The 14,636-nt window shown below is 74.3% G+C and carries 13 protein-coding genes; 10 read left to right on the top strand and 3 right to left on the bottom strand.

Annotated elements, in window-relative coordinates; genetic code table 11:
• The first annotated feature begins 137 nt into the window (after positions 1–137).
• A complete protein-coding gene (locus tag ACIGG8_RS10245) occupies positions 138–1,781 on the top strand; it encodes an APC family permease (RefSeq protein WP_396546898.1) in 1,644 nt (547 codons plus the stop codon).
• Positions 1,782–1,839: 58 nt separating this feature from the next.
• Here the strand turns inward: ACIGG8_RS10245 and ACIGG8_RS10240 are convergent, their stop codons facing one another.
• Positions 1,840–2,982 carry a pyridoxal-phosphate-dependent aminotransferase family protein gene (locus ACIGG8_RS10240; RefSeq protein WP_396546896.1) on the bottom strand — a complete coding sequence of 381 codons (1,143 nt, stop codon included), beginning with the start codon at positions 2,980–2,982 and terminating at the stop codon, positions 1,840–1,842.
• A 43-nt stretch (positions 2,983–3,025) separates the two neighbouring features.
• On the opposite strand from ACIGG8_RS10240, the gene ACIGG8_RS10235 reads away from it, so the two are divergent.
• The 7 genes from ACIGG8_RS10235 to ACIGG8_RS10205 all read left to right on the top strand — a co-directional run bounded on the left by ACIGG8_RS10235 (position 3,026) and on the right by ACIGG8_RS10205 (position 9,479).
• The gene (locus tag ACIGG8_RS10235; protein WP_396546895.1) at positions 3,026–4,117 is read left to right on the top strand and encodes an amidohydrolase family protein; all 1,092 of its coding nucleotides are present in this window, start codon (positions 3,026–3,028) and stop codon (positions 4,115–4,117) included.
• A 152-nt stretch (positions 4,118–4,269) separates the two neighbouring features.
• On the top strand, positions 4,270–4,947 hold the full coding sequence (locus ACIGG8_RS10230; RefSeq protein WP_350521330.1) for a uracil-DNA glycosylase: 678 nt from the start codon (positions 4,270–4,272) through the stop codon (positions 4,945–4,947).
• A gap of 88 nt (positions 4,948–5,035) precedes the next feature.
• On the top strand, positions 5,036–6,100 hold the full coding sequence (locus ACIGG8_RS10225; protein WP_396546893.1) for an SCO1860 family LAETG-anchored protein: 1,065 nt from the start codon (positions 5,036–5,038) through the stop codon (positions 6,098–6,100).
• A gap of 257 nt (positions 6,101–6,357) precedes the next feature.
• Positions 6,358–7,380, top strand: a complete 1,023-nt coding sequence (glnII, locus tag ACIGG8_RS10220; protein ID WP_396546891.1) for a glutamine synthetase GlnII — start codon at positions 6,358–6,360, stop codon at positions 7,378–7,380.
• Between the two features lie 163 nt (positions 7,381–7,543).
• Positions 7,544–8,122 (top strand): hypothetical protein, encoded by a 579-nt coding sequence (locus ACIGG8_RS10215; RefSeq protein ID WP_396546889.1) that lies wholly within the window; start codon positions 7,544–7,546, stop codon positions 8,120–8,122.
• The gene (locus ACIGG8_RS10210) at positions 8,119–8,655 is read left to right on the top strand and encodes a hypothetical protein (protein ID WP_396546887.1); all 537 of its coding nucleotides are present in this window, start codon (positions 8,119–8,121) and stop codon (positions 8,653–8,655) included. The genes ACIGG8_RS10215 and ACIGG8_RS10210 overlap by 4 nt, the downstream gene beginning before the upstream one ends.
• Complete coding sequence (locus tag ACIGG8_RS10205; RefSeq protein WP_396546885.1) at positions 8,649–9,479, top strand: MOSC domain-containing protein; 831 nt, start codon at positions 8,649–8,651, stop codon at positions 9,477–9,479. The genes ACIGG8_RS10210 and ACIGG8_RS10205 overlap by 7 nt, the downstream gene beginning before the upstream one ends.
• On the opposite strand, the gene cobC is transcribed toward ACIGG8_RS10205, so the two are convergent.
• On the bottom strand, positions 9,466–10,512 hold the full coding sequence (gene cobC / locus ACIGG8_RS10200; RefSeq protein ID WP_396546884.1) for an Rv2231c family pyridoxal phosphate-dependent protein CobC: 1,047 nt from the start codon (positions 10,510–10,512) through the stop codon (positions 9,466–9,468). The two genes, ACIGG8_RS10205 and cobC, sit on opposite strands and share 14 nt — an antisense overlap.
• Positions 10,509–11,906, bottom strand: coding sequence for a cobalamin biosynthesis protein (locus ACIGG8_RS10195; RefSeq protein WP_396546882.1), 1,398 nt, complete (start codon positions 11,904–11,906; stop codon positions 10,509–10,511). Before ACIGG8_RS10195 ends, cobC begins: the two co-directional genes overlap by 4 nt.
• Positions 11,907–12,207: 301 nt before the next feature.
• On the opposite strand from ACIGG8_RS10195, the gene ACIGG8_RS10190 reads away from it, so the two are divergent.
• Positions 12,208–13,185: an alkaline phosphatase family protein gene (locus ACIGG8_RS10190; RefSeq protein ID WP_396546880.1), complete on the top strand. Its 978-nt coding sequence runs from the start codon at positions 12,208–12,210 to the stop codon at positions 13,183–13,185.
• A 5-nt stretch (positions 13,186–13,190) separates the two neighbouring features.
• Positions 13,191–14,636 carry an MFS transporter gene (locus ACIGG8_RS10185; RefSeq protein WP_396546878.1) on the top strand — a complete coding sequence of 482 codons (1,446 nt, stop codon included), beginning with the start codon at positions 13,191–13,193 and terminating at the stop codon, positions 14,634–14,636.

The raw sequence follows: 14,636 nt of genomic DNA, 5'->3' as shown, positions 1-14,636 counted from the left end.
GCAGGACGTCGACGCCGCCGCCCGCTTCGTCCGTCTGGCTGACGGGGGCGGGGTGCAGCGCGTTTCGGGGCGAGCGAGGGGCTGCGGCTGCGGCACTGTCGGGGTGGATTTTCCCCTGAAGCGAGAGGCGGCCGGGCATGGCTCATTCCGATACGAACACGGGGCCGATCGCCTCGGGGCACACCGGGCTCAAGCGTGAGGTCGGGGTCGCCGGGCTGCTGTGGGCCTCGGTCGGGGCGATCATCGGGTCCGGCTGGTTGTTCGGTGCGCAGAAGGCCGCGGTGGCGGCCGGCCCGGCGGCGCTGCTGTCCTGGGCGATCGGCTCGGTGGCGATCATCCTGCTGGCGTTGGTGCACGCCGAGCTGGGCGGGCTGTTCCCGGTGGCGGGCGGGACGGCGCGGTACCCGCACTACGCCTTCGGCGGGTTCGCGGGGATGTCCTTCGGCTGGTTCACGTGGCTGCAGGCGGCGACCATCGCACCGATCGAGGTGCAAGCGATGATCAACTACTCCCAGCACTGGTCCTGGGCGGACGGCCTGCTGAACAAGGACCTGACGCTCACCGGCGCGGGCTTCGTCGTCGCGGCCGCGCTGATGGGCGTCTTCGTCGCGATCAACTTCCTCGGCGTCCGGCTGCTCGCGCACACCAACAGCGTGGCGACGGTCTGGAAGGTCGCCGTCCCGATCCTGACCATCTTCGCCCTCGGGATCACCGAGTTCCACGGCTCCAACTTCAACGTCCACGGCTTCGCACCGGACGGCGCCAAGGGCGTGCTCGCGGCGATCAGCACCAGCGGTGTGATCTTCGCGCTGCTCGGCTTCGAACAGGCCATCCAGTGGGCCGGCGAGAGCCGCAACCCCCGCCGGGACATCCCCCGGGCGGTCCTGGGGTCGGTGGTGATCGGCACGGTCATCTACATCATGCTCCAGGTGGTGTTCATCGGCGCCCTGCCGCCGGAGACCTTCGCCGGCGGCTGGGGCACGCTCACCTACCCCGGCATCAGCGGGCCGTTCGCGGGCCTCGCCACCCTGATCGGCCTGGGCTGGCTGGCCACCATCCTGTTCATCGACGCGATCATCTCGCCCGCCGGCACCGGCCTGGTCTACATGACCTCCAGCTCGCGGGTGACGTACGGCCTGAGCCGCAACGGCTACGCGCCCCAGGCCCTGCAGTTCACCGACAAGCGCTCGGTGCCCTGGCTGGGCCTGATCATCGCCTGGGTGGCCGGCGTGATCTGCTTCCTGCCCTTCCCCAGCTGGCAGCGGCTGGTCGGTTTCATCACCTCGGCCGTCGTGCTGATGTACGCCGGTGCCCCGCTGGCCTTCGGCGTGCTGCGCAAGCGGCTGCCGGGGATGGAGCGCTCGTACCACCTGCCCGGCGGCACGATCATCTCGCCGGTGGCCTTCGTGGTGGCGAGCCTCATCATCTACTGGTCCGGCTGGGACACCCTGTGGCGCCTGGGCCTGGCCATCGTGATCGGGTACGTGCTGCTCGGCGGGTACTCCGCGTACGCCGTCTCGAAGGGCGTGCCGAACGCGCCGCGGATGGACTTCAAGGCCGGGCAGTGGCTGCCGCCCTACCTGGTCGGGATGGGCCTGATCTCCTGGCAGGGCAGCTTCGGCGCGGGCGCGAAGGGGAACCTGCCGCTGTGGTGGGACATCCTCGTCGTGGTGGTGTTCTCGCTGGTCGTCTACTACTGGGCGCTGGCGGTCGCGCTGCCGGCGGACGAGATCGAGCGGAACATCCGCGGCGTCGAGGTGGTGGACGCGGGCGGGCACTGAGCCCGGCGAACCGGAAGCGGCCCCCGGGAACCGTTCCCGGGGGCCGCTCCGCGTGTCCCTACGCCTCGACGTTCGCCTTCCAGGCCGCCCCGGCGGCGGCCAGGGCCGGCTCGGCGTCGGCGTCCGTGGCCGCCGCCAGACCGGCGAGGCAGGCGCGGACGGTGTCCAGCGAGGCCGCGGCGCCGTAGTGGTTGACCCGGAGCATCGAGGCGGCCAGTGCGCCGCCGCCCGGCTGGACGGGCAGCGCCGGGTCGAGGCGGGCGGCGATTTCGCCCGCGTGCAGCCCGTCCGGGGTGCGCAGGGTGGTGGCGACCGGCGCCGCGTGGGCGTCCTCGGTGACGAAGGGGGAGAGGCTGCCGAGCGCGCGGACGCCGGCCCGGGTGGCGGCCGCGGCGGCGCGGTGGCGGGCGATGACGGCGGGCAGGCCGTCGGCGGCGATCCGGTCCAGGCAGGCGCCGAGGGCGAGCATCTCCAACTGGGCCGGGGCGTGCGGGAGCACGGCGCGGCCGGCGTCCGTCCAGCGCTCCTTCCAGTCGAGCAGCGACAGGTAGGATCGGCGCGGAGCGGCCGGGTTGGCGGTGATCCGCTCCCAGGCGCGCTCGGAGACCGAGACGGCGGAGACCCCGGCCGGCCCGCCCATCGCCTTCTGGCCGCCGATCACGCACAGGTCGATGCCCCACTCGTCGGTGAGCAGCGGTTCGGCGGCGACGGAGGCGACCGCGTCGAGCATCAGCAGGGCGCCGTGCTCGCGGACGACGGCGCCGATCTCCGCGACCGGGTTGGTGTTGCCGGTCGCCGCCTCGGCGTGGACCAGCGAGACGAAGTCGATTCCGGGGTCGGCCCGGAGGGCCTCGGCGACCTGCTCCGCGCTCACCGCGCTGTCGAAGGGGACGGCGAGGTCGACGACGGTGGCGCCGCAGGAGCGCAGCCAGTTGCCGAAGGTCTGCCCGTACGGGCCGGTGACGATGTTGAGCGCGGTGGAGCCCGGGTGGGCAGCGCCGCGGATCGCGGCCTCCAGGGGGAGGAGCGCCTCGCCCTGGGTGACGATCACGTCGGCCTCGGTGTGCAGCAGCGCAGCCACCTGGTCCTCGATCGCCGCGAACTCGGCGGCGCTGAGCGGGGGGAGGTCGAGGAAGGGACTCACGTCGTTGATGGCCTCTCGCTGCAAGGGACGGTCGGTGCGGGAACGAGTCTGCCGCATCTTCGCTGCTTACACGGAACGTCTCCGTCGGTAGAGTGCGGCCATGAGCGATGGCGCGGTGCTGCACGTGCGGGGTCGGGTGCTGGTCGGTCCGGAGGACGTCCGGGACGAACTCTGGGTGGTGGACGGCCGGGTGAGCTTCACCCGCCCGCCGACCGCCGGGGACGTCCGGACGGTGACCGGCTGGGTGCTGCCGGGCCTGGTGGACGCGCACTGCCACGTCGGCCTGGACGCGCACGGCGCGGTGGACGCGCAGACCAGCGAGAAGCAGGCGCTCACCGACCGCGACGCCGGCACCCTGCTGATCCGCGACGCCGGCTCGGCCGCCGACACCCGCTGGATCGACGAGCGCGAGGACCTGCCCCGGATCATCCGCGCCGGGCGGCACATCGCCCGCACCCGCCGCTACATCCGCAACTACGCGCACGAGATCGAGCCCGGCGACCTGGCCGCCTACGTCCGGGCCGAGGCCCGGCGCGGGGACGGCTGGGTCAAGCTGGTCGGCGACTGGATCGACCGGGACCGCGGCGACCTGGCCGCCTGCTGGCCCGGCGACGCGCTGGCCGAGGCGATCGCGGCGGCGCACGAGGAGGGCGCGCGGGTCACCGCGCACTGCTTCTCCGCCGAGTCGCTGCCGGACCTGCTGGCGGCCGGGATCGACTGCGTCGAGCACGCCACCGGGCTGACCGAGGAGCTGATCCCGGTCTTCGCCGAGCGCGGCGTCGCCATCGTCCCGACCCTGGTCAACATCGCGACCTTCCCGGACCTCGCGGCCGGCGGCGAGGCCAAGTTCCCGGCCTGGTCGGCGCATATGCGGCGGCTGCACGAGCGCCGGTACGACACCGTCGGCGCGGCGCACGACGCGGGCATCCCGGTGTTCGTCGGCACGGACGCGGGCGGCTCGCTCGCGCACGGGCTGGTCGCGGACGAGGTGGCGGAGCTGGTGAAGGCGGGCCTGAGCCCGGCCGAGGCGCTGTCGGCGGCGAGCTGGGGCGCGCGGCGGTGGCTGGGGCGGCCCGGCCTGGAGGAGGGCGCGCCGGCGGACTTCGTGGTGTACGCGCAGGACCCGCGGGCGGACGTCCGGGTGCTCGCGGACCCGCAGCTGGTGGTGCTGCGGGGGAAGCCGATCGGCTGACGGCGGGTCGGGTGCGGCGGGGCGGGTCCGCCGGGTCCGCCGGGTCCGCCGCCGGGCCGCTGCGGGGCCCGCGGAACGGGCCTCCGGCGGCCCTCGATCCCATGATCATCCGCCGGAACGCCCTGTCGGTGTAGGCCGATAGGGTGGCGACCATGGCACCGCGTCCACTGAATGAGATCGTCGAGCCCGGTTGGGCCACCGCCCTGGAACCCGTCGCCGGACGGGTCGCCGCGATGGGCGACTTCCTGCGCACCGAGCTGGCCGCAGGCCGCACCTACCTGCCCTCCGGCCCGAACGTGCTGCGGGCCTTCCAGCAGCCGTTCGCCGACGTGCGGGTGCTGATCGTCGGGCAGGACCCGTACCCGACGCCCGGCCACGCCGTCGGGCTCAGCTTCTCGGTGGCGCCGGAGGTGCGCCCGATCCCGGCGAGCCTGATCAACATCTACCAGGAGTACGGCACCGACCTGGGCCTGCCGCAGCCGTCCAACGGCGACCTCACCCCGTGGACGCAGCAGGGCGTGCTGCTGCTCAACCGCGCGCTGACCACCGCGCCGGGCAAGCCCGCCGCGCACCGCGGCAAGGGCTGGGAGGAGGTCACCGAGCAGGCGATCCGGGCGCTGGTGTCGCGCGGCGGCCCGCTGGTGGCGATCCTGTGGGGGCGGGACGCCCGTAACCTGCGGCCGCTGCTGGGGGCCGTCCCGGCGATCGAGTCGGCGCACCCGAGCCCGTACTCGGCGAGCGGCGGCTTCTTCGGCTCCCGGCCGTTCAGCCGGGCCAACGAGCTGCTGGTGCGGCAGGGGGCGCAGCCGGTGGACTGGCGGCTGGCCTGAGGCCCGCTCGTAGCAGAGTCAGGTCAGCGCGGAACGGCAATCTCACTCCAACGGGTGAAATGACGTTCCGTGTTGCTCATGTGACGGATTGTTCGAGAAGACTGGCGGCTCATCGTTCCATCTGTGTGGGGGTACCGCCTTGTCTGCTCACCGAATCGTTTCTGCAACTGCCGTCGCCGCCGCCACTGCCGTGATGGCGGCGGGCACGCTGCTCACCGCCGGGCCCGTCCAGGCCGCCCCGGTCGCCCCGTCGGCCGAGCCCTCCCCGGGCAAAGCCCGCGCCGTCACCGCCGAAGTCGCGCTGGACGTCAAGCTGTTGAACAACGCCGTGGACGTCCCGGTGAACATCGCACTGAACAAGGTGGAGTCGCCCGCACAGCGAGGGGGGTCCCCCCGGCCGGAGGCTGGGGGAGGATCCGTCCTCACCGCCACGGTGGACGGCGTCGACCAGCAGGGCCCGGTCACCCTGGTCAAGGCCGACGTCGGCAAGTCCGCGACCCGCGTCGACGCCAAGGGCGCCACCGCCTCCGTGAAGCTGGTCAACGCCGACGTGCACGCCCCCGGCCTGCCCGCCACCGCGCTGCTCGGCCTGGAGGCCATGAGCGCCGAGGCAACCTGCCCGGTGGACGGGCAGCCCACCGCCGACGTGGTCGCGCCGGCCAAGCTGACCGTGCTCGGCAAGCCGGTCACCGTCGGTCTGTACGGGCCCACCAAGGTGGACGTGCCGCTGATCGGCAGCGTCACGGTGGAGTTCTCCAAGAAGACCACCACCTCGACCACCGCCGCCGCCTCGGCCCTGGAGGTGCAGGTCGAGGTGAACCCGCTGAACCTGAACGTCGCCAAGGTCAGCGGCAAGGTCACCGTCGCCTCGGTGGGCTGCGAGAAGCCCTCCGCGCCGTCGGTCGCCCCGTCCGCGACGAACGCCCCGAGCACCGCGCCCGCCGCCCGGCCGGTGGCCGACACCACCACCTCGCACGCCGCCGTCCCGCCGGCCGGGGCCGGGAAGTCCGCGCAGCCGGAGCGGCTGGCCACCACCGGCGGCAGCAGCGCGACCGGCCCGCTGGCCGCCGGGGCCGCCGCCCTGGTCGCGGGCGGGGCGGCGGCGCTGTGGGCCACCCGGCGCCGCCGGGCCGCGCACGCCCGCCGGCACTGAGGCGCCGTCGTGACCGGGGCCGGCCGCCGACTGCTGCGGTGACCGGCCCCGGCCCCGGCGGCCGGTCCGCGGAGGGCCCCCGGGGAGGGGTGCGTGCACCGCGCGGGGCGGGAGTGCCACCCCCGGCACTCCCGCACTGTGACCGTGCCAATGCGGACGGTTGGTTCACATGCGCGTTACATGAGAGGAACAACCGGGAAACGGCGGCTTGCGACGCTACGCGGGCACCCACCACCCAGCAATGCGAGGGACAAGCCGTGGCAATCAAGGCCGAGTACATCTGGATCGACGGCACCAAGCCGACCGCGAAGCTCCGTTCCAAGACTCGCGTCCTGCCCAACGCCGACAAGATCCCGACCTGGGGCTTCGACGGTTCCTCGACCAACCAGGCCGAGGGCCACGCCTCGGACCGCGTGCTGGAGCCGGTGAAGGTCGTTCCGGACCCGATCCGCGGCGGCGACAACATCCTGGTCCTCTGCGAGGTCCTGGAGACGAACGGCGCCGCGCACGAGTCCAACACCCGAGCCCTGCTGCGTGAGGTCGCCGAGAAGTACGCCTCGCAGGAGTCGATCTTCGGCATCGAGCAGGAGTACACCTTCTTCAAGGGCTCCCGCCCGCTCGGCTTCCCGGAGGGCGGCTTCCCGGCCCCGCAGGGCGGCTACTACTGCGGCGTCGGCGCCGAGGAGGTCTTCGGCCGCGAGATCGTCGAGCTGCACCTGGACCGCTGCATCGACGCCGGCCTGGCCATCTGCGGCATCAACGCCGAGGTCATGCCCGGCCAGTGGGAGTTCCAGATCGGCCCGGTCGACGCCCTGACCGTCTCGGACGACATGTGGATCGCCCGCTACCTGCTCTACCGCACCGCCGAGGAGTTCGGCATCGACGCCACCCTCGACGCCAAGCCGGCCCGTGGCGACTGGAACGGCGCGGGTGCGCACACCAACTTCTCCACCAAGGCGATGCGCGAGGGCTACGAGGCCATCATCACCGCCTGCGAGTCGCTCGGCGCCTCGCAGGAGAAGGTGCTGGAGCACGTCAGCCAGTACGGTGACGACATCCAGTCCCGCCTCACCGGCAAGCACGAGACCGCCCCGTGGAACGTCTACAGCTACGGCGTCTCCAACCGCGGTGCCTCCGTCCGCATCCCGTGGCAGGTCGAGGTGGAGCAGAAGGGCTACATCGAGGACCGTCGCCCGAACGCCAACGTCGACCCCTACGTCGTCACCCGCCTCCTGATCAACACCTGCTGCGAGGCCCTGGAGAAGGCCGGCCAGGTCTGATCCGACGCCCCCGTGGTGTGCGTGCAAAGCCCGCAGGCCCCTCCCCGCACCGGGGAGGGGCCTGCGGGCTTTGCGCCGAGCGCCTCGCCGGGCCCGGGGAGGGGCCCGACGGCGACCGGCAAATCGCTGGTCAACTGTCGGCGCCGGAACGAGAATTCATGACATGACCCAGCAGCCCCTGCTCCTCCTCGACGTGGACGGACCACTCAACCCCTTCGCCGCGCCGAAGCGGCGCCCGGACGGCTACGGCACCTTCCGCCTGCGGCCCACCTGGTGGATCGCGAAGCAGGAGCGGCTGGCGGCGGCACAGGCCAGGCTGGCGACACGGGCGAAGCACGCCAAGCGCCCGGTCGGCCGGGTGAAGCCGCTGCGGGTCTGGCTGAACCCGGCGCACGGCCCCGAACTCCTGGCGCTGCCCTACGAGTTGGTGTGGGCCACCGGCTGGATGAGTGAGGCGAACACCCACATCGGGCCGAACATCGGACTGCCCGAACTGCCGTACATCCGCTGGACGGAGATGTTCGGCGAGGACCCGGACGGGCTGCACTGGAAGACCCGGGACGTGGTCGCCTGGGCGGCCGGGCGGCCGTTCGTCTGGGTCGACGACGAGTTCGGCCCGCAGGACGCCGAGTGGATCGCGGAGAACCACGCCGGGCCGGCGCTCACCCTGCACGTCAACCCCCGAACAGGCCTGCTGGCGGACGACTTCGCGACCCTGCGGGAGTGGGCGGCCGCCGCATGAACGGACAGCCGCTGCTCTTCCTGGACGTGGACGGACCGCTCAATCCCTACGCCGCGCCCGGGGCCCGTCAGCCGGACGGCTACCGCACCCACCGGCTGCTCCCCGAGACGTGGGTCGCCCGCCACGCGCCGCAGCCGCGGCAGCAGGTGGAGCCGCTGCGGGTGTGGCTGAACCCGGGGCACGGGCCGGAGCTGCTGGCGCTGCCGTACGAGCTGGTGTGGGCCACCACCTGGACGGACGACGCGAACGCCCTCATCGGCCCGAACATCGGGCTGCCCGAACTCCCTTACGTCCCTTGGACGGAGATCTTCGGTACGGACCCGGACGGGCTGCACTGGAAGACCCGGGACCTGGTCGCCTGGGCGGCCGGGCGGCCGTTCGTCTGGGTCGACGACGAGCTCGGCCCGCAGGACATCGAGTGGATCGAGGCGAACCACCCGGCCCCGGCCGTGGCGCTCTGGGTCGATCCCCGGTTCGGCCTGCGGGAGCTGCACTTCGAGGCGCTCCGGGCGTGGGTGGAGGAGGAGTGCTGAGCGGGGCCGACGCGCGCGCCGGCTCCGGCCTCGACGTGGGCCCGGTCGAGCGGCTGCGGCGCTACCCGGTGAAGTCCCTGCTGGGGGAGGAGCTGGACGCAGTCGACGTCACCGGCCGCGGTCTGGCCGGGGACCGGGAGCGGGCGCTGCTCGACCCGGCGACCGGGCGGGTCGCCAGTGCCAAGCACCCCCGGCTCTGGGCGGGCCTGCTCGGGTACGCGGCGGCGGCCACGGCGGACGGCGGCGTGACGATCACCGGTCCGGACGGGCACGTCGCGGACGAGGCGGAGCTGTCCGAGGCGCTCGGCCGCAAGGTCGCGCTGGTCGCCGGACGCCCGCCCGGTGCGACGGTCGAGCGGGCCGTGCCGGAGGAGGTGCTGGCGCACGGCATCGCCGCCGAAGTCGGCTTCACCGTCAACGAGTTGGGGCGTGCCGCGCCCGAGGGCGGCTTCTTCGACTTCGCTCCGCTGCACCTGATCACCACCTCGACGCTGCGCGCCACCGGTTGCGAGGCCGAGCGCTACCGGCCGAACCTGGTGATCCGCACCGACGGTGAGGGCTTCGTCGAGAACGCCTGGGTGGGGCGCGAGCTGGCCGTCGGTCCGACGCTGCGCCTGCGCGTCGTGGCGGCCACCCCGCGGTGCGCCGTCCCCACCCTGCGGCACGGCCCGCTGCCCCGCCGCCCGGAGGCCCTGCGCATCCCGGCCGAGCGGAACCGGGTGGTCCCGCTGGAGGGCATGCCGGCACTGCCCTGCGCAGGGGTGTACGCGCAGGTGCTGGCGCCCGGGCGGATCCGGACGGGCGACCGGCTCAGGCTGGACTGAGCACCGCCGCAAGGGCCTTGAGGAACCGGTCGGTGGTCTCCTCGTCCCGGACGGCGATCCGCAGCCACTCCTCGCCCAGGCCCGGGAAGGTGTCCCCGCGCCGGACGGCGAAGCCGTGCTCGCGCAGGCGCCCCCGGACGGCGGCGGCGTCCGGCAGCCGGACCAGGACGAAGGAGGCGGCCGGTTCGCCGTACCACCGCACCTGCGGGAAGGCGGCCAGGCCCGTCAGCAGGTGGTCGCGCCGGCGGGCGAGCTCGTCGGCGGCCCGGTCGGCCTCGGCGAGTGCGGCCGGGGTGCTGCAGGCCTCGGCGGCGGCCAGGGCCGGGGTGGAGACCGGCCAGAGCGGCTGGGCGGCGGCGAGTTCGGCGATCAGCGGCGCCGGCCCGAGCACGTAACCGATCCGCAGCCCGGCCAGTCCCCAGGTCTTGGTGAGGCTGCGCAGGACGACGACCCGGCCGGGCAGGGCCCGTACGGAGGCGAGGGACTCCCGTTCACCCGGCACGGTGTCCATGAACGCCTCGTCCACCACCAGGGTGCGCCCCGGCCGGGCGAGCGCGGCCACGGCCTCGGCGGGGTGCAGCACCGAGGTCGGATTGGTCGGGTTGCCGAGGACGACCAGGTCCGCCTCCTCGGGGACGGCGCCCAGTCGGAAGCCGTCCCCTGGGGAGAGCAGCACCCGGTGCACCCGGTGTCCGGCATCCCGCAGGGCCGCCTCGGGCTCGGTGAACTGCGGGTGAACAACGACGATGTGACGGGCCGTCAGGGTGCGCGCCAGCAGGACGAAGGCCTCCGCGGCCCCCGAGGTGAGCAGCACCTCGTCCACCGGGCGGGCGTGCCGGGCGGCCACCGCGGCGCGGGCGGCGCTCTGGTCGGGGTAGGCGGCGAGGTCCCCGAGGGTGGCCGCCAGGCGCTCGCGCAGCCAGCTCGGGGGCGTTCCGGTGCGGACGTTGACGGCGAGGTCGATCAGGCCGAGCCCGTCGGCGCGGACCTCGGCGTCGCCGTGGTGGCGCAGGTCGGGTTCGGGGGCGGTCACGCGGGGTCTCCCTGGTGCTGGGCGGGGTCGGCGGGGTCGGCGGGGTGGGCGTCGCTGTCGCTGTCGCTGTCGGTGTCGGCGGGGGCGGCCCGGGTGGCCGGTGCGGGCACGTGGCGGAGCTCGTACGGGCCGGGCGGCACGGCGAGTCCGGCGCCGTCGCCGAGGGTGACCAGGGCGACGGTGTGTCCGTGGGCGGCGAGGTGTGCGGCGGCTCCGGCCGGGTCCAGCGGCGCCCCGGAGCCGTCCGCCGTCGTCCCGGCGGCGACGTCCACCGCGATCCGCCGCGTCGTCGGCCGGAGCGGCCCGGCCGCCGCCTCGATCGCCGCGAGTGCGTCGAGGGCCTCGGGAGTCCCCACCACCGCGGAGGCGTCCCGCAGTTCGGCCGGTACGTACAGCTGCGCCGCGTCGGTTCCCGTGGGGCCCGCCCCCGGGGCACCGGCCCCCGGGGTGCCCGCCCCCGGCAGGTCGGGCCGGCCGGTCCCGAGGTCGACCTGCACGAGTCGGCCACGCACCGCCGTCGCGCGTGCGATCGCCACCGTCGCCATCGTCGACTTCCGCTTGGCGACCACGAGCCGCCCGCCCGGTGCGCTCGCCAGCGCCGCCGCCTCGGCGACGCTCGCCGTACCGACGGCCGCCCCGACCGCCGCGGACGGGTTCGGCACCGGTACGCCCGCCAGCTCCTCCGCGGGGTGTCCGTCCACCGGAATCCCGCCCAGGCAGAACGCGGCCCAGCGCACCGCCGGGTGGTCCGCCTTGCCGGCCACCGTGGCCAGCCGGGCCACCGCGGCGCGGGCCAGGCCGGCCTCCTTGAGCGTGGCGTCCAGCAGTCGCACCAGCTCGGTCCGCTCGGCGGCGCCGGCGGCGCCGACCCCGACGACGAGCGTGCGCGGGAGCACCAGCAGATCGCCGTCGCCCGGGTCCTCCCGGTCGGTGACCCGCAGGATCGGGGCGTCCTCGGGGGCCTCGGGCGCGACCTGCTCGACAGGTGCGACCGGTCCGACGGGTGCGACCGGCGCTTCGGGCACCCCGGCCCACGGAGCGTGGCCGGTGGGAACCGGGGTGACGCCGAGGGCGGCCGCCACCTCGACGGACAGCTCCTCCGCCGCGTCCCCGCCGGCCATCGGGATCACCCAGCGCCGCTGCGGGTCCACACAGAGCAGGACCGTGCCGCGTGGAAGGTCGACGAGCCCGCCGGTGAGCAGGGAGACCACGGTCGGGAGCGGGGCGACGGCGACCACGGCCCGGTACCGGTGGAGCGCGAAGTGCAGGACGTCGGGCGGCTGGGAGCAGTTGCCGCGCGAGGCCCGGTGGACGTGGCTGCCTTCCGGCCAGAGCGCGTGCAGCTCGTCGGCGAGCGGACGGCCCGGCCCGTCGATGGCGACCAGTCCGATCACGTACCGCGCTCCTTGCCGTTCCCGGCCCCTCGGCAGCGGCCTCCGCGATCCCACCACGGGCGGCCGGAGAGGGTCAATCGCGACCGGTGTGACGTCCGCCGCCGGGCGCGGTGCTCGTGCCGGAGCGCCGGGGCCGGGACTTCGGCTCGCCGGCCGGAACGCTGCACGTCCACGAACCGGACGGCCCGGTCGCGGCAGCTGTTCGTCTGTTCTTCACTTGTCTTGTGCCGTACACGACACCCACGCGCTCCTACTGTTTTCGGCGCTCCTGCCCCGGCAGCCCCGACCTCCGGAGGACCCCATGGCCATCGCACGACCGCGCACCCCCGGCGTCCCCGCCCCCGACTCCGCCCCCACTGCCGGAGCCACCCCGGCCCGGTCCGCCGCGCCGCGCCCCGCCCGCCGCTGCAGGATCCGCCCGCTGACCACCCTCGCCGCCGGGCTCGGCCTGGCCGCCGGCTCGCTGGGCCTCTGGTCCGCGGGCGGCAGCGCGGCCGCCGACACCGCCGCCGGCCTGCCCGCGCCGGACCACGTGGTCGTCGTGGTGCTGGAGAACCACGCCTACTCGCAGGTCGTCGGCAGCCCCGACGCCCCGTACATCAACGACACCCTGGTGGCCGGCGGCGCACAGCTGACCCAGTCCCACGCGCTCACCCACCCCAGCCAGCCCAACTACTACGCGCTGTTCTCCGGCAGCACCCAGGGCATCGTGGACGACAGCTGCGTGCACGTCGGCGCGCTGCAGGCACCCAACCTGGCCTCCGAACTGCTCGCCGCCGGGCAGACCTGGGCCAGCTACAACGAGGGCCTGCCCCAGCAGGGCGCCACCGACTGCCGCGTCGACAACTACGCGCAGAAGCACAACCCGTGGTTCGGCTTCGGCAACGTGCCCACTGACAGCGCGAACACCATGGACGCGTTCCCCACCGACTTCAGCACCCTGCCCAAGGTCTCCTTCGTCGTCCCGGACCTCTGCGACGACATGCACGACTGCTCCGTCGGCACCGGTGACTCCTGGCTGCAGAGCAACCTCGACGCCTACGCGCAGTGGGCGAAGAGCAACAACAGCCTGCTCGTCGTCACCTTCGACGAGAACGACGGGATGGCCGGCAACCGCATCCCGACCCTGGTCTACGGCGCCCACGTCACCCCGGGCAGCAGCACCGCCACCACCTACAACCACTACGACGTGCTGCACACCCTGGAGGACCTGGCCGGCCTCGACGCCCACGCGGGCAACTCGGCCGGCGCCACCGACATCACCGGCATCTGGAACTGACGCCCGTGTACGTCGCGGACTCCCGCAGTTCGAAGGCACCCGTCGCCCCGGCCGCAGGACCGGCGCGACGGGCCGCCGTCCCCGGAACGGTGCTCGCCCTCGGCGCCGTCAGCCTGGTCACCGACATCTCCTCCGAGATGGTCACCGCCGTCCTCCCCCTCTACCTGCTCACCGGGCTCGGCCTCTCCCCGCTCGGCTTCGGCCTGCTCGACGGCATCCAGAACGGCTTCAGCGCCCTCGTCCGGCTCGCCGGCGGCCACCTCGCCGACCGCCGCGGCCGCGACGGCGCCGCCCGCCACAAGGCCGTCGCGGCCGTCGGGTACGGGCTCTCCGCGCTGTGCCGCCCGCTGCTGCTGCTCGTCCACTCCGTGCCGATGATCGGCGCCGTGATCGCCATCGACCGCACCGGCAAGGGCCTGCGCACCGCACCCCGGGACGCGATGATCTCCCTCGCCACCGAACCCGCCCACCGCGGAAGGGCGTTCGGCGTGCACCGGGCGATGGACACGGCCGGCGCCCTGCTCGGCCCGCTCACCGCCTTCCTGGTGCTGCGGCTGGCCGGCGGCCCGCTGCTCGCCGACGGCGGCGAACGGCACGGCTACGACGCGGTGTTCACGGTCAGCTCGTGCGTCGCCGCCCTCGGCGTGCTGATCCTGCTGCTGTTCGTGCCGAAGCAGCAGCAACGTGCTGACGAATCGTCAACTTCCGCTCCCTCGCTGCGCGACAGCCTCACCCTGCTGCGCCTGCCCGGACTCCGGCGCCTCACCCTGTGCGCCGTCCTGCTCGGGCTGACCACCGTCAGCGACTCCTTCCTCTACCTGCTCGCCCAGCGCCGACTGGGCCTGTCCGTCACCCTCTTCCCGCTGCTGCCGCTCGGCACCGCCGCCGCCTTCCTGCTGCTCGCCGTCCCGCTGGGGGCGCTCGCGGACCGGATCGGCCGCCACCGGCTCTTCCTCGCCGGGCACGGCGTGCTGCTCCTCGCGTACGGGGTGCTGCTCTCGCCGCTGCGCGGACTGCCGGCGGTGATCTGCGTCCTGGTGCTGCACGGCGCGTTCTACGCGGCCACCGACGGCGTGCTCGCCGCCGCGGCCGCCGACGCCGTGCCGGCCGAGCAGCGCGGCGCCGGACTCGCCCTGGTCGGCACCGGGCAGGCGCTGGCCCGGTTCGCCTGCTCGCTGCTGTTCGGCGCGCTGTGGGGCGCGGTCGGCGGCCCGACGGCGCTGGGCTGGTCGGCGGGGGCGCTGGCGCTGTGCGTGCTCGGCGCGTCGGCGGTGCTGCGCCCGGCCGGCCCGGCGGCAGGCGAAGCCGGACCCGCCGCCGGGCACGTCGCCGGACGAGTAGCCGAACCCTATGCCGCATCCGATGCCGCATCCGAAGCCGAAGCCGAAGCCGAGGCCGCATCCGATGCCGCGCCAGAAGCCGGACCCGTCGCCGTCGAGGAGAGTTCGTGA

Source organism: Kitasatospora sp. NPDC085464, from assembly GCF_044541955.1.
Classification (GTDB): domain Bacteria; phylum Actinomycetota; class Actinomycetes; order Streptomycetales; family Streptomycetaceae; genus Kitasatospora.
The sequence above is the reverse complement of the archived record's forward strand: the minus strand, read 5'-3'. Positions and strand labels throughout refer to the sequence as shown.